Origin of the sequence: Streptosporangium nondiastaticum (assembly GCF_003011965.1) — a bacterium.
GTDB classification, from domain to species: Bacteria; Actinomycetota; Actinomycetes; order Streptomycetales; family Streptomycetaceae; genus Streptomyces; species Streptomyces nondiastaticus.
In genome coordinates this window covers 45,540-65,894 of sequence record NZ_PXWG01000029.1, presented here as the reverse complement: position 1 = coordinate 65,894, position 20,355 = coordinate 45,540, and the positions used below count along the sequence as shown (strand labels likewise).

The 20,355-nt window shown below is 74.1% G+C and carries 18 protein-coding genes and 1 tRNA gene; 4 read left to right on the top strand and 15 right to left on the bottom strand.

Annotated features, from left to right (window positions below; genetic code table 11):
• Nucleotides 1-68: 68 nt before the first annotated feature.
• Together B7P34_RS14190 and B7P34_RS14185 are read right to left on the bottom strand one after the other, a co-directional pair.
• A complete protein-coding gene (locus B7P34_RS14190; RefSeq protein ID WP_106676442.1) occupies nt 69-2,285 on the bottom strand; it encodes an MMPL family transporter in 2,217 nt (738 codons plus the stop codon).
• A gap of 112 nt (nt 2,286-2,397) precedes the next feature.
• Nucleotides 2,398-2,997, bottom strand: coding sequence for a TetR/AcrR family transcriptional regulator (locus B7P34_RS14185; protein ID WP_106676440.1), 600 nt, complete (start codon nt 2,995-2,997; stop codon nt 2,398-2,400).
• A gap of 172 nt (nt 2,998-3,169) precedes the next feature.
• On the opposite strand from B7P34_RS14185, the gene B7P34_RS14180 reads away from it, so the two are divergent.
• Nucleotides 3,170-6,571 carry a S41 family peptidase gene (locus tag B7P34_RS14180; RefSeq protein WP_106676438.1) on the top strand — a complete coding sequence of 1,134 codons (3,402 nt, stop codon included), beginning with the start codon at nt 3,170-3,172 and terminating at the stop codon, nt 6,569-6,571.
• Between the two features lie 79 nt (nt 6,572-6,650).
• Here B7P34_RS14180 and B7P34_RS14175 read toward each other — a convergent pair whose 3' ends face one another.
• The 4 genes from B7P34_RS14175 to B7P34_RS14160 form a co-directional block, all read right to left on the bottom strand.
• Nucleotides 6,651-6,836, bottom strand: a complete 186-nt coding sequence (locus B7P34_RS14175) for a hypothetical protein (RefSeq protein ID WP_106676436.1) — start codon at nt 6,834-6,836, stop codon at nt 6,651-6,653.
• A gap of 14 nt (nt 6,837-6,850) precedes the next feature.
• Nucleotides 6,851-7,042 (bottom strand): hypothetical protein, encoded by a 192-nt coding sequence (locus B7P34_RS14170; protein WP_106676434.1) that lies wholly within the window; start codon nt 7,040-7,042, stop codon nt 6,851-6,853.
• An 87-nt stretch (nt 7,043-7,129) separates the two neighbouring features.
• Complete coding sequence (locus tag B7P34_RS14165) at nt 7,130-8,017, bottom strand: SDR family oxidoreductase (protein ID WP_106676432.1); 888 nt, start codon at nt 8,015-8,017, stop codon at nt 7,130-7,132.
• Nucleotides 8,014-9,540, bottom strand: coding sequence for a flavin-containing monooxygenase (locus B7P34_RS14160; RefSeq protein ID WP_106676430.1), 1,527 nt, complete (start codon nt 9,538-9,540; stop codon nt 8,014-8,016). Before B7P34_RS14160 ends, B7P34_RS14165 begins: the two co-directional genes overlap by 4 nt.
• A 138-nt stretch (nt 9,541-9,678) precedes the next feature.
• Between B7P34_RS14160 and B7P34_RS14155 the strand changes: the two genes are divergently transcribed.
• Nucleotides 9,679-10,566, top strand: coding sequence for a MerR family transcriptional regulator (locus tag B7P34_RS14155; RefSeq protein WP_223267838.1), 888 nt, complete (start codon nt 9,679-9,681; stop codon nt 10,564-10,566).
• 253 nt (nt 10,567-10,819) lie between these two features.
• On the opposite strand, the gene B7P34_RS14150 is transcribed toward B7P34_RS14155, so the two are convergent.
• Nucleotides 10,820-11,608, bottom strand: a complete 789-nt coding sequence (locus tag B7P34_RS14150) for an exodeoxyribonuclease III (RefSeq protein WP_189382770.1) — start codon at nt 11,606-11,608, stop codon at nt 10,820-10,822.
• Between the two features lie 35 nt (nt 11,609-11,643).
• Between B7P34_RS14150 and B7P34_RS14145 the strand changes: the two genes are divergently transcribed.
• Nucleotides 11,644-12,129: a GNAT family N-acetyltransferase gene (locus B7P34_RS14145; RefSeq protein WP_106676425.1), complete on the top strand. Its 486-nt coding sequence runs from the start codon at nt 11,644-11,646 to the stop codon at nt 12,127-12,129.
• An 81-nt stretch (nt 12,130-12,210) separates the two neighbouring features.
• On the opposite strand, the gene B7P34_RS14140 is transcribed toward B7P34_RS14145, so the two are convergent.
• Genes B7P34_RS14140 through B7P34_RS14130 form a run of 3 tightly spaced genes read right to left on the bottom strand, consistent with a single transcriptional unit; the run spans nt 12,211 to nt 14,552 of the window.
• Nucleotides 12,211-12,705: a hypothetical protein gene (locus B7P34_RS14140; protein ID WP_106676423.1), complete on the bottom strand. Its 495-nt coding sequence runs from the start codon at nt 12,703-12,705 to the stop codon at nt 12,211-12,213.
• Between the two features lie 57 nt (nt 12,706-12,762).
• Nucleotides 12,763-14,019 (bottom strand): sensor histidine kinase, encoded by a 1,257-nt coding sequence (locus B7P34_RS14135; protein WP_106676421.1) that lies wholly within the window; start codon nt 14,017-14,019, stop codon nt 12,763-12,765.
• A 20-nt stretch (nt 14,020-14,039) separates the two neighbouring features.
• Nucleotides 14,040-14,552 (bottom strand): hypothetical protein, encoded by a 513-nt coding sequence (locus B7P34_RS14130; RefSeq protein WP_106676419.1) that lies wholly within the window; start codon nt 14,550-14,552, stop codon nt 14,040-14,042.
• Nucleotides 14,553-14,811: 259 nt separating this feature from the next.
• Here B7P34_RS14130 and B7P34_RS14125 point away from each other — a divergent pair, with 259 nt between their 5' ends.
• The gene (locus tag B7P34_RS14125) at nt 14,812-17,130 is read left to right on the top strand and encodes an alpha-N-acetylglucosaminidase (RefSeq protein WP_106676417.1); all 2,319 of its coding nucleotides are present in this window, start codon (nt 14,812-14,814) and stop codon (nt 17,128-17,130) included.
• A gap of 90 nt (nt 17,131-17,220) precedes the next feature.
• Here B7P34_RS14125 and B7P34_RS14120 read toward each other — a convergent pair.
• The 5 genes from B7P34_RS14120 to moaC form a co-directional block, all read right to left on the bottom strand.
• Nucleotides 17,221-17,294 (bottom strand) — tRNA-Ala (locus B7P34_RS14120).
• Nucleotides 17,295-17,385: 91 nt separating this feature from the next.
• The gene (gene sepX / locus B7P34_RS14115) at nt 17,386-18,501 is read right to left on the bottom strand and encodes a divisome protein SepX/GlpR (RefSeq protein ID WP_106676415.1); all 1,116 of its coding nucleotides are present in this window, start codon (nt 18,499-18,501) and stop codon (nt 17,386-17,388) included.
• Between the two features lie 151 nt (nt 18,502-18,652).
• Nucleotides 18,653-19,231, bottom strand: coding sequence for a GNAT family N-acetyltransferase (locus B7P34_RS14110; RefSeq protein ID WP_223267841.1), 579 nt, complete (start codon nt 19,229-19,231; stop codon nt 18,653-18,655).
• A 41-nt stretch (nt 19,232-19,272) separates the two neighbouring features.
• Nucleotides 19,273-19,794: a MogA/MoaB family molybdenum cofactor biosynthesis protein gene (locus B7P34_RS14105; protein ID WP_106676411.1), complete on the bottom strand. Its 522-nt coding sequence runs from the start codon at nt 19,792-19,794 to the stop codon at nt 19,273-19,275.
• On the bottom strand, nt 19,791-20,294 hold the full coding sequence (moaC, locus tag B7P34_RS14100; RefSeq protein ID WP_106676409.1) for a cyclic pyranopterin monophosphate synthase MoaC: 504 nt from the start codon (nt 20,292-20,294) through the stop codon (nt 19,791-19,793). Before moaC ends, B7P34_RS14105 begins: the two co-directional genes overlap by 4 nt.
• Nucleotides 20,295-20,355: the final 61 nt, after the last annotated feature.

Genomic DNA, 20,355 nt, shown 5'->3' with positions numbered 1-20,355 from the left:
GCCCGGCGGTGCCGGGCCCACCCGCAGGGGTGAGCCGCACCGCCGGGCCGCGCCCGTACGAGGCCAGGTCAGGCCTTGACCAGCTCCCGGTCCTCGTCCGCCTCCGGCGCCTTCGGCGCCCCCGGCTCGGCGAGCCGCTTCTGGAGCCCCTCGCCCTCGACGTCCACGTTCGGCAGGACCTTCGCCAGCCACCCCGGCAGCCACCACGCCGACTTCCCGAGCAGGGCGAGCACCGCCGGCACGATGGCCATGCGGACGACGAACGCGTCGAAGAAGACGGCGATGGCCAGGCCGAAGCCGATCATCTTGATCATCTGCTCGGACGAGCCGATGAAGCCGGCGAAGACGCTGATCATGATGATGGCCGCGGCCGTCACCACGCGCGCGCCGTGCTTGAAGCCGGTCACGACGGCCTGCCCCGGGCGCTCGCCGTGGACGAACGCCTCCCGCATCCGGGTGACGAGGAAGACCTCGTAGTCCATGGCGAGGCCGAAGACGACGCCCACCATGAAGATCGGCATCATCGACATGATCGGGCCGGTCTCCTCGACGCCGAAGACCGAGCCCAGCCAGCCCCACTGGAAGACGGCGACGACGGCGCCGAGCGCGGCGACGACCGACAGCAGGAAGCCGAGCGCGGCCTTCAGCGGCACGAGCACCGAGCGGAAGACGACCATCAGCAGCAGGAAGGCGAGGCCGACGACGAGCGCCAGGTAGGGCAGCAGGGCGTCGTTGAGCTTCTGCGAGACGTCGATGTTCATCGCCGTGGCGCCGGTGACGAGCACCTCCGCGCCCGTGTCGGCCTTGAGCGGCCCGCCCTCGGCGCGGATCGCGTGGACCAGGTCCTCGGTGTCCGTGCTGGTGGGCTTGGACTTGGGGACGACGGTGAGCATGGCCGTGTCACCGGCGGGGTTGAAGTGCGCCGGGGTCACGGTGGCGACGTTGTCCAGGCCCTTCAGCTTGTCGCCGACCTTCTGGACCGCGCCCTTGGGGTCCTTGGCGTCCGCCACGTCGGTGATGACCATGAGCGGGCCGTTGAAGCCCGGGCCGAAGCCCTCCGACAGCAGGTCGTACGCCTTGCGCTGCGTGCTGCTCTTGGACGCCGCGCCGTCGTCCGGAAGACCCAGCTCCAGGGAGGCGGCGGGCACCGCAATGGCGCCCAGGCCGAGCACGCCGGCGACGAGCACGAGCACGGGCTTGCGCAGCACGAAGCGGGCCCAGCGGGTGCCCATGTTGGGCTTGTCGCCGCCCTCGGCGCCCGGCTTCGCCTTGCGGACCTTGCGGGCCAGCACCTGCTTGCCGGCGAAGCCGAGCAGCGCGGGGATGAGCGAGAGCGCGATCAGCACCGCGATGGTGACCGTGCCGGCCGCGGCCATGCCCATCTTCGTCAGCATGGGGATGTTGACGACCATGAGGCCGGCCAGCGCGATGACGACGGTCAGGCCCGCGAAGACCACCGCCGAACCGGCGGTTCCGACGGCCCGTCCGGCCGCTTCCTCGCGCTCGCGGCCCTCGGCCAGCTCAGCGCGGTAGCGGGAGACGATGAACAGCGCGTAGTCGATGCCGACCGCGAGGCCGATCATCATGGCGAGCGTGGAGGTGTTGGTGGAGAGGTCCAGCAGGGGCGCGAGCGCCGCGATGGACGAGACGCCGATGCCGACGCCGATGATGGCGGTCAGGAGCGGCAGGCCCGCGGCGACCAGCGAGCCGAAGGTGATCAGCAGGACGACCGCGGAGACGGCGATGCCGATGGCCTCGGAGCCGCCCTCGGGCATCTGCTGCAGCACGCTGCCGCCGACCTCGACGGTCAGCCCGGCGTCGCGGCCGTGCTGGGCGGCATCCTTGAGCTCGGTGCGCGAGTCCTCGGTCAGGTCCATGGACTTGACCTTGTACGCGGCGGAGGCGTAGCCGGTGGTGCCGGCCGGGTTGACGGTCTTCGCCGTGAACGGGTCGGCCGCGGCGGCCACCTGCGCGCTGTGCTTGAGCTCGCCGATGACCTTCTCGACGGCCGCCTTGTTCTTCGGGTCGGTGAGCTTCTGGCCCTCCGGGGCCTTGAAGACGACGCGGGCGGACGCGTTCTGCTCGTTGTTGCCCGGGAAGCGCTTCTCCAGCAGGTCGAAGGCGCGCTGCGCCTCCGTGCCCGGTATGGAGAAGTCGTTGTTGGAGGACTTGGACGCGGTGGCGGCGCCGGCCCCGGCGAGGACCAGCAGCAGCACCCATATCAGGGCGAAGTACCAGCGCCGCCGGTAGGCGAGCCGGCCGAGTCTGTAGAGGAACGTGGCCACGAGGAGTGGTGCTCCCGTCGGATCAGTGGACGAACAAGGGCATGGGGAAGCAGCCCGACGACGAGAGCGGCACGTCACATGGGCCGTGTGGGGGAGGTGAGGCTGTGGGGGGTCAGGCGCCGAGGGCGGGGAGGACCACGGCGTCGATGTAGCGGGACAGGTAGGCGGAGTCCGCGAACTTGTCCTCGATCAGGGAGCGGGCGATGAAGGCGCCCAGCATCATGTGCGGGATGAAGTCGATCGCGGGGTTGTCGGCGGCCACCTCACCCCGGTCGACCGCGCGGTGCAGCATCGCGCGGAGCCCTTCGTGCTCCGGCAGGATCAGCAGGTCGCGCAGTGCTTGGAGCAGGTCGGGATTCGTGTGGATCGCGTGCCCCAGGCCGCGCATAAGGGCGGCGTCCTGCGCCATCCGGTCATCGTCCACCTCGCACGCCATCTTGCGGAGGTCACCGCGCAGGGAGCCGGTGTCGATGTCCGCCAGCTTGACCGGCTTCTGGTGCCGCAGCGCGCTCGCGACCAGCTCGGGCTTGCCCTTCCACTGGCGGTAGAGGGTGGCCTTGCTGGCGTGCGTGCGGGCGGCGACGCCGTCCATGGTCAGGCCGTCGTAGCCGACCTCGCGCAGGATCGCGAGGACCGCCTCGTAGAGCTCGGCCTCGCGCTCGGGGGTGAGCCGGGTGCGGCGCGCCGCGGGCTCGCTCGGATCCGTGGACACGGCCACCTCCTCGGGTCACTCCCGTACGAAACGGTTTCGTACACCTGGAAGCGTACGACGGCACCGGATCGAAACGGCGCCGTTTCGCCAGTGTTCTCCGTCACGGCCGGTTACCGCCCCGGCCCCGCCCGACCGAGTTGCCGCGCCTCCCGGGGGCCGAAACGATGGTGGAGTGAGTGATTCTTACCTGAGATTTCCTCATCTCCACGGTGATCTCTTCTGCTTCACCGCGGAGGACGACCTGTGGCTGGCCCCCCTGGCGCCCGGGGCGTCCGGCGGCCGGGCCTGGCGGCTGACCGTCGACCGCACCCGCGTCGGCCACCCCCGCTTCTCCCCCGACGGCCGCCACATCGCCTACACGAACTGGCGCAGCCTCGACCCCGAGATCCACCTGGCCCCGGTCGACGGCGGGCCCGCCCGCCGGCTCACCTACTGGGGCAGCACCGACGCCCGCGTCTGCGGCTGGGCCCCCTCGGACCGCAACGGCGGCCACGACGTCCTCGCCGTCTCCTCTCACGGCCAGCCGTTCTCGTACTTCTCGTGGGCCTACCGGGTGCCGACCGAGGGCGGCCCGGGCCTGCGGCTGCCCTGGGGCCCGGTGTCCGACATCGCGATCGGCGAGGCCGGCGGCGAGCACCGCACGCTCCTGCTCGCGGGCAAGCCGCCGCACGAACCGGCCTCCTGGAAGCGCTACCGCGGCGGCGCCACGGGCCGCCTGTGGCTGCTGGGGGCGAAGGAGCGGCGGCTGGTGCCGGACCTCGGCGGCCACATCGACTCCGTGATGTTCGTGAGCGGCCGGATCGCCTTCCTCTCCGACCACGAGGGCGTCGGCAACCTCTACTCCTGCCTGCCCGACGGCTCGCAGCTGCGCCGCCACACCGACCACGACGACTTCTACGCCCGGCACGCCTCGACCGACGGCGAGCGCGTCGTCTACCAGTGCGCGGGCGAGCTGTGGCTGGTGGACGACCTCGGCCCGGACGGGAAGCCGCGCCGCCTGGAGGTGACGCTGGGCGGGCCGCGGGCCGGGCGCCGCCCGTACCAGGTGCAGGCCGCCTCCAACGTCGACGGCGTGAGCGTGGACACGACGGGCCGGGCGAGCGCCGTCCAGGTCCGCGGCAGCCTCTACTGGCTCACCCACCGCGACGGCCCCGCCCGCACCATCGCCGACACCCCCGGCGTGCGCGTGCGGCTGCCGGAGATGCTCGGCGCGTCGGGGCAGGTCGCCTACGTGACGGACGCGGAGGGCGAGGACGCGATCGAGATCGCCCAGCTGCCGCGCGCCGCGGGCCCGGCCGAGCCGCGGCGGCTCGGCGCGGGACGGATCGGGAGGGTGCACGAGACCCTCGCCTCTCCTGACGGCGAGCGGCTGGCCCTGGCCACGCACGACGGGCGGCTGCTGCTCGTGGACACCACGGCCGGCGGCACGGGATCGGCCGAGGGCGCGGGATCAGCAGGATCGAGCGAAGGCACGGGACCGGGTGAGGCCGCGGACTCCGGCGAAGGCGCGGGGCCGGGGCCGGAGCCAGGGCCGGACGAGGGCGCGGGATCCGGCAACGGCAGCGGCGACGGCGAAGTCAGCGAGCTGATCCGGTCCGTCAACGGGCCCGTGCGCGACCTCGCCTTCTCGCCCGACTCGGAGTGGCTGGCCTGGTCCCACCCCGGCATCGGCCGCTCCCTCCGCCAGATCAAGATCGCCCGGCTCAAGGACCGCCTGGTCGTCGACGTGACCAACGGCCGCTTCGAGGACGAGCAGCCGGTCTTCACCCGCGACGGCCGCTACCTGGCCTTCCTCTCCTGGCGCGGCTTCGACCCCGTCTACGACGTGCACACCGGCGACCTGTCCTTCCCGCTGGGCTGCCGCCCCTACCTCGTCCCGCTGTCGTCGGCGACGCCCTCGCCGTTCGCGCTGTCCGCCGAGGGCCGGCCCGCGGCCGGCGGCCTGGACCTGGAGGACACCGGGGCCGGGCCGACGCTGATCGAGGTGGAGGGTCTGGAGAGCCGGGTGACGCCCTTCCCCGTGGCCGCCTCGAAGTACTCGTCGCTGCGCCCGGTCAGCGGCGGCGGCCTGGTGTGGCTGCGCTGGCCGATCTCGGGCGCGCTCGGCGAGACCTTCGCCAACCCCGCCGACGTCTCCGGCAAGCCCACCCTGGAGCACTTCGACCTCACCAAGGCCAAGCGCACCGAACTCACCAGCTCCCTCGACTGGTTCGCGGTCAGCGGCGACGGCACCCGCCTCGTCGTCAACGACGAGGGCGACCTGCGGGCCGTCCCCGCCACGGACACCCCCGACCCCGAGTCGACGGTCTTCATCGACATGCGGCGCATCAAGCACGACGTCGACCCCGCCGCCGAATGGCGGCAGGCCTACGAGGAGGCCGGGCGGATCGTCCGCGCGTACTTCTGGGAGCCGGGCATGTGCGGCATCGACTGGGACGCGGTGCTCGCCCAGTACCGGCCCCTGGTCGACCGGGTCGCCACCCCCGACGACTTCGCCGACCTGCTGCGCGAGGTCCTCGGCGAGCTGGGCACCTCGCACGCCTACGTCGCCCCCGCCCGCCGCAACGAGGGCCCGCCGCACTACCAGCGCGCCATCGGCCTGCTCGGCGCCAACCTGACGCACCAGAAGGACGGCTCCTGGACGGTCCGGCGCATCCTGCCCGGCGACTCCTCCGACTCCAAGGCCCGCTCCCCCCTGGCCGGTTCGGGCATCCGCGAGGGCGCGGCCCTCACGCACGTCGACGGCCGGCCCGTCGACCCGGTGGCCGGGCCGTACCCGCTGCTGGCCGCGGCCGGCGGCACCACCGTGGAGCTGACGTTCCGGGCGCCCGGGGCCGAGGGCCACGCGCGCCGCGTCGCCGTCGTCCCGCTCGTGGACGAGCGCCCGCTGCGCTACCAGGACTGGGTGGCCAAGCGCCGCGCGGTCGTCCGCGAGCTCAGCGGCGGCAAGTGCGGCTACCTGCACATCCCCGACATGGGCGGCTCGGGCTGGGCCCAGTTCAACCGCGACCTGCGCATGGAGATGTCCCGCCCCGCCCTGATCGTGGACGTGCGCGGCAACGCGGGCGGCAACATCAGCGAGCTGGTCGTGGAGAAGCTCACCCGCACCATCATCGGCTGGGACCTCACGCGCGACGCGCAGCCCGTGTCGTACGCGAGCAACGCCCCGCGCGGGCCGGTCGTCGCCATCGCCGACGAGATGACCTCCTCCGACGGGGACATGATCACCGCCGCGTTCAAGCTGCAGGGCATCGGCCCGGTGGTGGGCCTGCGCACCTGGGGCGGCGTGGTCGGGATGACCGGCCGGCACCGGCTCGGGGACGGCACGGCGATCACGGTGCCGATGAACGCGGCGTGGTTCGACGCGTACGGCTGGACGATCGAGAACCGCGGCGTCGAGCCCGACGTCGAGATCGACCGCACGCCGCTGGACTGGGCCGAGGGCCGGCACAAGCAGCTGGACGACGCGGTGCAGATCGCGCTCGACCTGCTGGACCGGCACGGCGCCGCGCAGCCGCCGGACTACTCGGGGGCGCCGGACCTGCGGCGGCCGAAGCTGCCGCCGCGGAGCTGAGCAGGACGTCAAGACGTGGAGCTGAACATGACGTAAGGGGCGCCCTCCAAGGAGGGGCGCCCCTTACGCGGATCCACGGTCAGATCTCGAAGTTCTCGTCGAACGTGTCGCGACGATCCCACTCCTCCTGTTCCTTGCGGATCAGTTCCTGGCGGGCCTTGTCGTTGGCGTTCTGCCCGGCCTTCTTGCCGGTCTGCCCGGCCTTCTCGGCCTGCTGCTGCTTGAGCTGCTCGGCCTTGCTCTTGGCCTTGTCACCCTTGGCCATGAGGTTCAGCTCCCTCAGGTGCGGTCGTCGAGCTCGTCGCGCAGGTCGTCGAAGGACTGCTGGCGGCCCTCCTGCTGCCCCTGCTGCTGACGCTCCCCGGCCTTGTCCTGTGCCTGCCGGCCCTTCTGCCGGGCCTGCTGCTTGGCCTGCTCCAGCTTCTGCTTGGCCTGCTGCGCCTTGCCCTGCATCTCGTCCTTGATGCCCATGCTGTCCACACTCCTCGCTGAGGGGATTCGGGGTAGTTTGCCCCAGAACAGCCTGGCACGCAGCTCGATGCCGCGCATATCGGATGACTACGCAGTGCTACGCCCCGTGCGCTCCTTCTCGTCCGCGGCCCCGCCCGCGCCCACCAGCCCCTCGCGCATGTCCGCGATCCTCGGCTCGTACCGCCGCATCTCGCGCTGCGCCCCGAGCGCGAGCAGCCCGGGCAGCCAGCCGCGGGCTCCCTGCATCAGCCGCAGCCAGCCCTGCCCGTACACGTGCGCCGCGCGCCGCTCGATGCCGTCGACCAGGCGGTCGGCGGCCGGGCCGAGCGGGTAGGTGCGGTTGGCGGGCCAGGGCAGGCGCTGCCGCATCTCGCGCATCGCCTCGTACGCGTCGGCGCCGCGCACCATGTCCGTGTCGGTCCAGCTCAGATAGGCGACGCCGACCCGGACGCCCTTGTGGGCGACCTCGCCGCGCAGGCAGTGCGCGTACGCCTCGACGCCCGCCTTCGACGCGCAGTAGGCGCTCATCAGCGGCGCCGGGGCCATCGCGGCGAGCGAGGCCACCTGCAGCAGGTAGCCGCGGCTCTCGGCGAGGACGGGCAGGAAGGCGCGGCCCGTGACGGCGCTGCCGACGAGGTTGACGTCGACGACGCGGCGCCAGACCGCGGGGTCGGAGCCGGCGAAGGGGCCGCCCGCGGCGACGCCGGCGTTGGCCACGACGATGTCGGCCTTGCCGAAGCGGGCCTTGACCTCGCGGGCGACCTGCGTCATGGCCTCGTGGTCGGTGACGTCCGCGTGCCAGTGCGCCGCGTCCTCGTGCAGCGAGGCGGCGACCCGGGCCAGCTCGTCCGGCTCCAGGCCCACCAGTGCGACGCGGGCGCCGCGCGCCGACAGCTTGCGGGCCAGCTGCTCGCCCACGCCGCGGGCGGCGCCGGTGACGACGGCGACCTGCCCTTCGAGGCTCACCCGGCTCATTTCGCGCCCTCCGCCCCGGCCGCCGCGGTCACCGCCGTACGAGGTGCGCGCGGTGGCCGCAGCACCTGGTACTCGGAGAGGTTCACCTGGCGGGTGACCTTGCGGAACTCGGCGGTGGTGCCGGGCCAGACCACGGTGTTGCGGCCGTTCGCGTCCAGGTACCAGCTGTTGCAGCCGGTGTTCCAGACCGTGCGCTCCATCCGGCGCTGGATGTGCCGGTTCCAGGCGTTCACCGCGGAGGGGCGGGCGTCCAGGGCCGCCTTGCCGCCGAGGACGTCCAGCTGGCGCATGAAGTCGGCCAGGTAGTTCAGCTGGGACTCGATGATGAGGATCATCGAGCTGTTCCCCAGGCCGGTGTTGGGCCCGATGACGGTGAGGAAGTTAGGGAAGCCGGCGGCGCTGGTGCCGCGCAGGGCCGCCATGCCGCCCTTCCACGCCTCGGCGAGCGTCACCCCGCCGGCGCCGGTGACCCGCTCGGCGATCGGCAGGTCCGTGACCCGGAAGCCCGTCCCGAAGACGATGACGTCGGCCTCGGCCTCCGTGCCGTCGGCGGCCACGAGCGTCGAGCCCCGCACCTCGGCCAGCCCCGAGGCCACCAGGTCCACGTTCGGGCGGGCGAGCGCCGGATAGTAGTCGCTGGAGAGCAGGATGCGCTTGCAGCCGATGCGGTAGTCCGGGGTCAGCCGGGCGCGCAGGGCCGGGTCCGCGATCGCCTTGCGCATGTGGGACAGCGCCAGCCTCTCCACCACGCGCATCCGCTCCGGGTGCTTGGTGAAGTTGCTGACCTGCAGCTCCCGCATGCCCCACAGGACGCCGCGGCGCAGCGCCGCCGTCGCGGGCAGCCGGGCGTGCAGCCAGCGCTCGGCGGCGGAGACGGGGCGGTCGAAGCGGGGCAGCACCCACGGCGGGGTGCGCTGGAAGAGGGTGACGCGGCCCGCCTCGGGCTGGATGCCCGGCACGATCTGGATCGCGGAGGCGCCCGTGCCGATCACGGCGACGCGCTTGCCGCGCAGGTCGACGTCGTGGTCCCAGCGGGCGGAGTGGAAGACCTTGCCGGGGAAGGAGTCCAGGCCGGGGATCTCCGGAATGCGGGGGTCCGCGAGCGGGCCGGTCGCGGAGACGACGACGTCGGCGGTGTAGTCGCCCGCGGCCGTGGCGACCTCCCAGTGCAGCCGCTCCTCGTCCCAGCGCAGCGCCCGCACTTCGGAGTTGAGGCGCAGGTGGGGGCGGAGCCCGAAGGTGTCGGTGACGTGCTCCAGGTACGCCCGGATGTGCGGCTGGCCGGAAAAGCTGCGCGGCCAGGCGGGGTTGGGGGCGAAGGAGAAGGAGTAGAGGTGGGACGGCACGTCGCAGGCGCAGCCGGGGTAGGTGTTGTCGCGCCAGGTGCCGCCGACGGAGCCGGCGCGCTCCAGGACCACGAAGTCGGTGATCCCCTCGCGGCGCAGCCGGATCGCCGCCCCCAGCCCGCCGAAGCCGGACCCGATCACCGCCACCCGTACGTGCTGACGCGTCTGCTCGGCCATGCCGCAGCCTCCCGGATTCGACACAACTGCGCCAGCAATCACTGGCACGATGGGGAGCGTAGGGCAGGGCGGGGAGAAGCGATAGGGGTACAGGGAAAGGAAGTTACCGCCGGTCGCACGTACGCTTACGCTTCGCGCGTGGCCACGGACGAGGGGGACGCGATGGGCGACGAGGGACGACGACGCCGGGCGTCGGACGAGCGGGCATCGGGCGAGCGGGCGTCGGACGAGCGGGCGGAGCCCGCGGCGCACGAAAGCCGCGCCGCGGAACCGGCCGGGCCTGCCGCACGGCAGTACCGTGCCGCCGAGCTCGCCGACGCCGCCGGGATCACCCCCCGCACGCTGCGCTTCTACCGCGAGCGCAAGCTGCTGCCGCCGCCGCGCCGCGAGGGCCGCATCGCCTGGTACGGCCCGTCGCACCTGGCCAGGCTGCGGACGATCGCCGCGCTCCTGGAGCGCGGGCACACCCTCGGCGGCATCGCCGAGCTGATCAGCGCGTTCGAGTGCGGGCGGGACGTGGGCGAACTGCTGGGGCTGGCGGGGGCGGCCATCAGCGTCCCGTGGCAGGAGGAGGCCGCCGTCCGCCTCACCCCGGCCGAGCTGGCCGACCGCTTCGCGGGCGAGGTCACCCCGGAGAACCTCACCGCCTCGCTCGACATGGGCTACCTCGGCGTCGACGGCGACGAGATCGTGCACGTCAGCCGGCGTCTCCTCGACGCCTCGACCGCACTCGTGCGGCACGGCGTCCCGCTGGCCGCGGTCCTCGCCGCGGGCCGCGAGGTGCGGGCCCACGCGGACGCCCTCGCCGGGACGTTCACCGAGCTCATCCGCACCCACGTGCTCCCCGGGCTGCGGCCGGGCGAGCCCGCCACCGCCGCGGCCCTCACCGAGCTGCGGAGCATCGCCAAGACGGTCATGGACGCGGAGATCACCATGGCCCTGGACCGGCGCGTGCGCACCGAGCCGGCCGTCTGGCTCGGTGCGCACGGCGCCGCCGGCGAACCGGGACCCGCCAGACCCGGCTGACGGCGGCGGTGACGCACGGGCGCGCCATGCCGCGACCACGCCCGCACGCCGGCCGGTCAGGCCAACTGTGCTGCCACGGAAGAGAATTGAAGCAGCCGGCCGCCCGCCGCGGGCCGGAAGCCGGAGTCCGCGCGCGCAAACGGGCGTGATTGCGCCGAAAGCCGGAGCCGGGTCCGGTCCGGGGCCCGTCCGGGGTCCGATCCGGGGCCCGTCCGGGGGCCCGCCCGGGATCCGGTCCGGCCTCAGCTCCCGCCTACCCGAAGACGCCCGTCACCGGCGCGTGGTCCGACCACCGCAGGTCGTGCGACGCGGCCCGCTCCACGGTCGCCTTCAGCGCCCGCTCCGCCAGCCCCGGCGTCGCGACCAGGTAGTCGATGCGCCAGCCCGAGTCGTTGTCGAAGGCCCGCCCGCGGTACGACCACCACGAGTACGGCCCGTCGACGCCCGGGTGCAGCGCCCGGACCACGTCCACGTACTCGCCGAAGACCTTGCCGAGCCACTCGCGCTCCTCGGGCAGGAAGCCCGCGCTCTTGCGGTTGGCCTTCCAGTTCTTGAGGTCGGCCTCGGTGTGGGCGATGTTCCAGTCGCCGCAGACCAGGACCTCGCGCCCCTCGGCCGCCGCGCGCGCCTTGAGCCCCACCAGGTACGGCAGGAACTCCGCCATGAAGCGTTCCTTCTCGTCCTGCCGCTCCGTGCCGACCTCGCCGGAGGGCAGGTAGAGGCTCGCGACCGTCACGCCCGGGAAGTCGGCCTCCACGTAGCGGCCGCTGCCGTCGAACTCGGCCGACCCGAAGCCGATGCGCACGGCGTCCGGCTCGCGGCGCGAGTAGAGCGAGACGCCCGCGCGCCCCTTGGCCGCCGCCGGGGCGTGGACCGTGAACCAGCCCTCGGGCTCGCGCACCTCGTCGGGCAGCTGGTGCGGCTCGGCCCGGACCTCCTGGAGGCACACGACGTCCGCCTCGGTCCGCGCCAGCCACTCCACGAAGCCCTTCTTGGAGGCCGCGCGGAGGCCATTCACATTCACGCTCGTAACGGTCAGCATTCCGGCACGATACCGACTTCCGTACGATGCCTTGAATGCAGATCTTGCCGGTCGCATACGACCATCCCGACGCCGTGAAGCTGCAGGACCGGGTCCAACTGGAGTACGCGGAACGGTACGGAGACGGTGATCTCACCCCGCTGGAGCCGGCCCAGTTCGCCCCGCCGTGTGGCCTGTATCTCATCGCCTACGAGCCCGGCGGCGCGCCCGTCGCCACCGGCGGCTGGCGCTCCCGGGAGGCCGCGGGCGGCGAGGGCTTCGCGGACGGCGACGCCGAGCTGAAGCGGATGTACGTGATACCGGAGGCGCGCGGGCGGGGGCTCGCGCGCAGGATCCTCGCGGCGCTGGAGGAGGACGCCCGGGCGGCGGGCCGGACGCGGATGGTCCTGGAGACGGGCGCGAAGCAGCCGGAGGCGATCGCGCTGTACGCGTCGAGCGGGTACGCGCCGGTGCCGGAGGGGGAGAAGTTCGGCATGTACCGCGCGTACGAGAGCAGCCGCTGCTTCACGAAATCGCTGTAGCGGACCGGCAGCGGGCCGGGCTCGGTCCGGCACCGCCGGACTCCGCTGCCGGCGCGTGCGTCATGACCCGCCGGGAGGGCGTCAGTGTTCGGCGATCGCCGCCTCCACCTCGTGGCGGATGTCGTCCGTCCGGTAGCGCGTGGCCTCCCCGTACGGCTCCAGGATCGCGTCGGCCTCCTCCGGCCCGTCCTCGACGAGCTCCACGGCCAGGACCGTGCTGCCCGGCGGGACCTCCGCCGCGAGCATCTCCAGGGCGGCGTTCGCGGCCGTGGCCTCGCGGGCGTCGCGCACGCCCCCCATGAGGCCGCCCGCCCCGAATCCGATCATGACGCCGAGCGGGCCGCCGAGGATGCCCAGCAGGCCGCCGAGCAAGCCGCCGACGGCGAAGGCGCGGCCCGTGCCGGAGTTGTCGACGGCGTCGGGGAAGTCGAGGGTGCCGTCGTCGGCGCGGGAGATTACCGCTCCTTCGCGGAGCTTGAGGCGGCCCGCGGCGTGCGCCTCGCGCAGGGCGTCCAGGGCCCGGTGGCCCTTCTCGGGCGAGGGGACGTTCAGGAAGAGGACGTTGTCGTCTTTCATGGCTTCCACTGTTGGGGCAGTCGGCCCGCCCCGCACCTCAGGAGCCTGCCCCGCACCTCAGGAGGGCTCGGGGTCGCCGTCCCGTGCCGGCTCCGGCGCCGGGTCCCCCTCCCGTACGGACGCGGTGAGGTCCAGCGTCGCCTGCGCGCCGCCGCCGTCCGGGTTGGCGAAGGTGAGGGCCGCCCCGAGGACCCGGGCCTGGCCCGCGGCGATCGTCAGGCCCAGGCCGAGGCCGGAGCGGGAGCCCGTGCGGAAGCGCTGGGGGCCGCGGTTGAGCAGTTCGGGCGGGAAGCCGGGGCCGCCGTCGCGGACCCGGACGGTGCCGCCGTCGACCTCCACGGTCACGGGCGCGCCGCCGTGCCGGAAGGCGTTGGCGACGAGGTTGGCGAGGATCCGCTCGACGCGGCGGCCGTCGGTCTCGACGAGGCAGTCGCGCGCGACCCGCACCTCGGCCGTGCCCTTGCCGTCCACCTCGGCGGCGCGGACCGCGCGCCGCGTCAGCTCGCCCAGCGTCCGCAGCTCGGTGTCGGCCCGCTCGGCGGTGCCGTCGAGCCGGGCGACCTCCAGGACGTCCTCCATGAGCGAGCGGACGCGTTCGGCCCGTTCCCGGACCATCTCGGCGGGCCGCCCGGGCGGCAGCACCTCGGCCGCGGCGACCAGGCCGGCCACGGGGGTGCGCAGCTCGTGGGCGATGTTGGAGGTGACCTCGCGCTCGGCCTGGAGGCGGGCGGCCAGTGCGTCGGCCATGGTGTTGACGGCGACGGTCAGGCGGGCGATCTCGTCCTGCCCGCCGCGCGGCCGGAGGCGGGCGCTGAGGTCGCCGTGGGCGATGCGCTCGGCCGTCCGGGCGGAGGCGTTGAGGCGGCGCCCGGCGACGGTCGCGAGGCCGACGCCGACGATGCCGGCGAAGGCGGTGCCGAGGCCGCCCGCCCACCACAGGGCCTCGTCGAGCTTGTCGAGGTTGGCGGCCTGCCGCGAGTAGGGGTGCTTGACGACGATCGTGTCGGGGCCGAGGCGGCTGGCGGCCCACAGCATCGGTACGGGGCCGCTGCGGTCGAGGTACGTGGCGCGCTTGCCCGCGTCGACGGCCTTCCGCAGCGGCCCGGGTATGCGCTCGGGGTTGATGAGCGTGCGCGCCCGGTCGACGCCCGCGGCGTGGTCCTCGACGGCCGTGGCGAGCCGGCTCTCCAGGGACTCCCGCGCGGTCTCCAGCTGGCTGGTGGCGGTGCGGTGGTGGACGACGAGGCCCATGATGACGGCGACCAGGGCGGCGGTGGCGGTGATCGCCACGCCGATCTTCGTGCGCAGTCCCATGGCTTCCAGCTCCTCGGCGGCTAACGCGGGGGGACGGGGAGCCGCAGGTCGCGCAGCTCGTGGGCGAGCGAGCCGGGCAGGCCCTCGGGGTCGACGGTGGCGCGGGTGTAGTAGGCGGTGCCCTCGTCGCCGCCGTCACCGTTGCCGTCGCTGTCGGCGGCGCGGCGGACGAGGCCGCCGAGGGTGACCTTGGCGGCGTACGGCCGGTCCGGGGCGCAGGCGGGGCGGCACCAGGTGCCGCGCACGCTGCCGTACGCCTCGGCCGTCGGGCCGCCCCAGGACTGCCAGCGCAGCTCGGTGAGGGCGGCTCCGGGCGAGAGGGTGAGGGCGGCCGGGCGGCGCAGCGGCGGCTTGTCCGCGGCCTCCGTGCCTCCTCCCATCACGTACACGGCCTCCGTGCCCGGCGAGGGGCTGAGGGCCGGGCCGGAGACCTCCAGGCCGCCGGGGTCGGTGCAGGCGGTCAGCAGGGCGCCCATGGCGAGCAGGCCCGCGGCGAGGGCCACGGCGCCGGGCGCTGCGGTGAGCGGTCGCACGCGGTTCCTCGGGTCGGGCCGGCGGGGCCGGCGGCTGGCCGGAGCGGTGGCGCCTAGCAGGCCGGGCCGTTCCGATGGGGCCATTCGTGCCAAATGTAACCGGCGTGGCTGGTTCGACGCCCGCGTCCTTGCGGCGTGGCGCTCATCAGCTCGTAGGATCGCCGCGCCTGAAGCGCGTAACGCGCCCCAGTGGTCCGGTTCGTTCACTCCTGTCACGGCTGTCGCAGGAGCATCGCACTCGTCACGGTGGAGGTCACTCATGCACATGGCACGTCGCAGGCTCCTGGGTGCCCTTGCGGGGGCGGCGGCTCTGGGGACGGTGCCCGGCGTGGCCGCGGCGGCCGGGCCGGGGAGCTCCGGGGGGCCGGGCGGCCCGGACGGGGACTCCGGCGCCTCGGACACCGAGGCCGCGGCCTCCGCCGGGGACGAGAGCTCCACGGCCGGCCTCCCCGGCGCGGAGGACGCGGACGGCGCGGCCGCACCGGGAGCCGCCGGAGCCGCCGCCGCGGCCCTCGCCCGGCTGCTGCCCGCCCACCACCGGCAGGTCACCTTCCGCACGGTGCCGCGCAAGGGCGGCGCGGACGCCTTCCGGGTGTCCGGACGGGAAGGCGCGCTGGAGGTGTCGGGCACGACGCCCGCCGTGCAGCTCACGGGCCTCCACTGGTACCTCAGACACGTCGCCCACGCCCACTTCTCCTGGAACGGGACGCAGACCGCGGCCCTGCCCGCCCGCCTCCCCGGCGTCCGTACCCCCGTCGTCCGGACGGCGAACGTCCCCCACCGCTTCGTGCTCAACGACACGAGCGACGGCTACACCGGCCCCTACAACGGGTGGGACTACTGGCAGCGCGAAATCGATGTACTGGCGCTGCACGGCTTCAACGAGGTCCTCGTCTACGCGGGCGCGGACGCGGTCTACCACCGCACGTTCCGCGAGCACGGCTACGGCGACGCCGAGCTGCGCGCGTGGCTGCCGGGCCCGGCCCACCAGCCGTGGTGGCTGCTGCAGAACATGGAGGGCTACGGCGGGCCGCTCTCCGCCGGGCTGCTGGAGCGCCGCACGGCCCTGGCGAAGAAGATCGTCAGCCGGCTGCGGGAGCTGGGCATGACGCCCGTCCTCCCCGGCTACTACGGGACCGTGCCGCCCGGCTTCGCCCAGCGCAACCCCGGCGCCCGCACCGTCCCGCAGGGCACGTGGGGCGGCTTCCGCCGGCCCGACTGGCTCGACCCGCGCACCGCGCACTTCCGGCGCGTCGCCGCGACCTTCTACCGGGTCCAGAAGGAGCTCTACGGCGCCACGTCGATGTACAAGATGGACCTGCTGCACGAGGGCGGCAAGCCCGGCGACGTGCCCGTCGCCGACGCCGCCCGCGCCGTCGAGAAGGCCCTGCGCGCCGCCCACCCCCGCGCCACCTGGGCGATCCTCGGCTGGCAGGAGAACCCGCGCCGCGCCATCCTCGACGCCGTCGACCGCGACCGGATGCTCGTCCTGGACGGCGTCCCCGACCACTACCCCCAGGTCACCGACCGCGAGGACGACTGGGGCGGCACCCCGTACGCCTTCGGCTCCATCTGGAACTTCGGCGGGCACACGGCCATGGGCGCCAACACCCGCGACTGGGCGCGGCTCTACGAGGACTGGCGCACCAAACCCGGCAGCGCGCTCAAGGGCATCGCCCTGATGCCCGAGGCCGCCGACAACAACCCCGCCGCGCTCGCCCTCTTCAGCGACCTGGCCTGGACCGACGGCCGGATCGACCTGGAGGACTGGTTCGCGCGCTGGCCCCGCTACCGCTACGGCGCCGCCGACCCGCACGCCGCCCGCGCCTGGGACGTCCTGCGCCGCACCGCCTACGGCACGACCCGCGAGGACGGCTGGAGCGAGGCCGCCGACGGCCTCTTCGGCGCCCGCCCCGACCTGGCCGTCACGCACGCCGCCACCTGGTCACCGCGTCAGCTCCGCTACGACGCCGCCGCGTTCGACAAGGCGCTCCCCGAACTCCTCGCGGTCGCTCCCGCCCTGCGCGGCAGCTCCGCCTACCGCTACGACCTCATGGACGTGACGCGCCAGTCGATCTCCAACCGCAGCCGCACCCTCCTGCCCCGCATCAAGGCGGCCTACGAGGCCGGCGACCGGGCCCGCCTGCGCGACCTGGCCCGCCAGTGGCTCGACTGGATGGCCCTCCTCGAAGAGACCGTCGCCACCGACGAACGCCACCTCCTCAGCCACTGGACGGCGGCCGCCCGCGCCTGGGGCTCCTCCGAGGCCGAACGCGACCGCCTCGAACAGGACGCCCTCACCCTCCTCACCACCTGGGGCCCCCGCCCCTCCGCCGACGCCGGCAAGCTCCACGACTACGCCAACCGCGAGTGGTCGGGCCTGGTCGGCGGCCTCTACCGCAAGCGCTGGACGACGTACTTCAAGGAACTGGACGCCTCCCTCACGACACGCCGCAAGCCGAAGCCCGTCGACTGGTACGCCCTGGAGGAGGACTGGCTCCGCCACCGCCCCGCCCTGCGGACGAAGCCGGCGGGCGACGTGGTGAAGGTGGCCCGGCGCGTCGCCCGCAAACTCTGACGGCTGCCGCGCCCGCACAACTGCGGCGCCCGCAAAGGCGCATAAAAAAGATCCCGTCCGATCTGTCAGATCGGACGGGATCCATTGCTGTGGACCTGAGGGGATTCGAACCCCTGACCCCCTCGATGCGAACGAGGTGCGCTACCGGACTGCGCCACAGGCCCTTGCAACGAGTGAAACTCTAGCAGCTCCATCCGGGTGCTCGGTAATCCGCTCCCGCTGGTCAGGCGGCCGGGGGCGGATAAGTGGCGTGGATCACTCGTTGGCGGCGCGGGGGCGGTCGTCGTCGGCGTACTGGTCGAAGAGGGGCGTGCGGCCGCCCTCGCGGGGACGGCGGCGGGCCCGGGACGGGCGGCGCTCCTCCGCGGCGGCGCGCGCCCGGTCCGCGGCCGGGTCGGCGGTGCTGGAGCGGGCGGAGCTCCAGGTGTCGGGGGCGCCCAGGTCGGTGTCGTCGCCGGCGCGCGGGGCGACCGGCGCGGTGACGTACGTGGGCAGGGGGACGGGGACCGGGTCCCAGCCCTCGGCCGCGCCGCGGTCGCGCTGCTGGTCGACCCACTCGGCGTGGTCCGTCTGCTCCACGAGGGCGCGGCGGCCCGCGGCGGGCGACGGCTCGACCGTGTGGTCGGCGGCGGGCGACGGGTGGGCGACGGTGTCAACGGGGTCGGCGGCGGCGTGGGGGTCCGCCGCCTGGCGAGGGCGGACGCGGCCCTCGCGCAGGCGCTGGGCGGCCAGTTCGGCGCGGCGCTGGTCCATGGTGAACGCGAAGCGCCGCCGCTCCTGGATCCGCAGGTGGACGATGTACGCGCTGAGGAGCACCGCCGGGACGGCCGGCACCCACAGGAACGCCAGGCCGCCCACGCCCGCGACGACCGCGCCCAGGGTGAAGGCGAGGAAGAGCACGACCGTGGTGCGGCGGCGGCGCGCGAGGACCTTGGTGCGCCGGGCGCGTGCGGCGGCGGCCGTCGGGGTCGCGGAGGACCCGGCGCGCTCCCCCGCGGCTCCCTGGGCGCCCGGCGAGCCCGCGGGCGGGCCCGCGGAGGCCGGCGCCTCCGCCGGGGGCGCACCGCCTCCTCCGGGCATGCCGAAGGGCCGGACGTCGACCATTTCGGTCGGCGCTTCCGGCTCGGGCGCACGGGCCGCCGGCTCCCCGGGCTCGCCTGAGACCGGCGCGTCGTCGGCGGCGCGCACTTCCAGGTCCTTGGCGTAACGGCGCTCCATCCCCGCCCGCCCGGACAAGAGCCGGATGGCGGTGCTGAAGCGTTCCGTCGGACGGGCTTCATTGAGCTCGTCCTGCCTACGGAGCCACATCGGCACCAAGTAGGCGGCCCAGGCCCCGACGATGACTGCGTAGATGAGGCCGCTGCTGCTCACACTTCACACCGTAGAGGGGTACGCGCAGGGGATTCCGCCAATTGGCCCGGTGTGTCGCACGATCCGGCTGATATCTCGAACTTTTTTTGTGATTGTTGGGACCGAGTCGACTCGAATACCGTCGATTGACGGTCACTTTCGAATATCTATTCTATTTCTGGGGTGTGCCGGGGCGGGACCGGTGCCAGCGCTGCAGGAGCCCCTCCGGGACCTCCTCGGCCGTCAGCGCGTAGACCAGGTGGTCGCGCCAGGCGCCGTCGATGTGGAGGTAGCGGGGCCGCAGCCCCTCCTCGCGGAAGCCCAGCTTCTCCACCACGCGGCGGCTGGGGAGGTTCTCCGGCCGGATGCACACCTCCACGCGGTGCAGGCCGACGGCGCGGAAGCAGTGGTCCACGGCGAGCGCGACCGCGGTCGGCATCACGCCGCGGCCCGCGACGGCCTCGTCCACCCAGTAGCCGACGTGGGCCGAGCACATCGAGCCCCATGTGATCCCCGCCACGGTCAGCTGCCCGGCCAGCCGGCCCCGGTACTCGATGACGAACGGCAGCATGCGCCCCGCGTGCGCCTCGGCCCGCAGGTGCCGCACCATCTGCCGGTACGTGGGGCGGTGCGTGACCGGGCCGCCCGGCGGGGGCGGCGGGATCGTGGCCTCCCAGGGGCGCAGCCAGTCGCGGTTGCGCCGGTTGACCTCGCGCCACTGGTGCTGGTCGCGCATCCGGATCGGGCGCAGGACGACGTCCCCGTCCTCCGGCCGGGCCGGCCAGCCGGCGTTCAGTGCGGGCCCCCGGGTCTCGGGTGGTCGCCCCCGCGGACCTGCTCCACGGCGTGGACCAGCAGCCGGCCCAGCACGGCGAGGCCGTCGCGGACGCCGCCCGTCGACCCGGGCAGGTTCACGATCAGCGTGCGGCCGGCCAGTCCGGCGAGGCCGCGGGAGAGCGCGGCCGTGGGCACCTTCGCCAGGCCCTCGGCACGGACGGCCTCGGCGATGCCGGGGATTTCGCGGTCGAGGAGGGGGCGGGTCGCCTCGGGCGTGCGGTCGGTCGGGGACAGGCCGGTGCCGCCGGTGGTGACGATCACGTCGTAGGCGGCGGCGACCCCGTCCCGGAGGGCCGCCGCGACGGGCTCCCCGTCGGGGACGACGACGGGCCCGTCGACCGCGAAGCCGAGGGCTTCCAGCCCGGCGGCGAGGAGGGGCCCGCCCTTGTCGGGGTAGACGCCCGCGGCGGCACGGTTGGAGGCGGTGACGACGAGGGCCCTCATGGCCTGAGCCCGAGCCTGCTCCGGGGCGCTCATGACCGGCTCCAGTCGCCCGACTTCCCGCCCGTCTTCTCCTCCACCCTGATGTCCGTGATCACGGCGCCCTTGTCGACGGCCTTCACCATGTCGACGATCGTCAGGGCGGCCGCGCTCACCGCGGTCATCGCCTCCATCTCCACGCCCGTGCGGTCCGTCGTCCGCACCGTGGCGGTGATCTCCACGGCGTCGTCGGCGACCGACAGGTCGACCGTCACGCCCGAGAGCGCCAGGGGGTGGCAGAGCGGGATCAGGTCGGGGGTGCGCTTGGCGGCCATGATGCCGGCGATGCGGGCGGTGGCGAGGGCGTCGCCCTTGGGGACGCCCTCGCCGCGCAGGAGTTCCACGACGCGCGGCGAGACGAGGACGCGGCCGCCGGCGCGGGCCGTGCGCGCGGTGACCTCCTTGGCCGAGACGTCGACCATCCGGGCCGCTCCCGCACTGTCGAGGTGGGTGAGGCGGGAGGGCTCCGGCGAGTCCTGGGCGGCGGCGCTGCTCATGCTTCTCCTGGTCCGGTCCTGTGTGGGCAGACACCGTACCGGCAGCGCCCCGGGGAGGGGG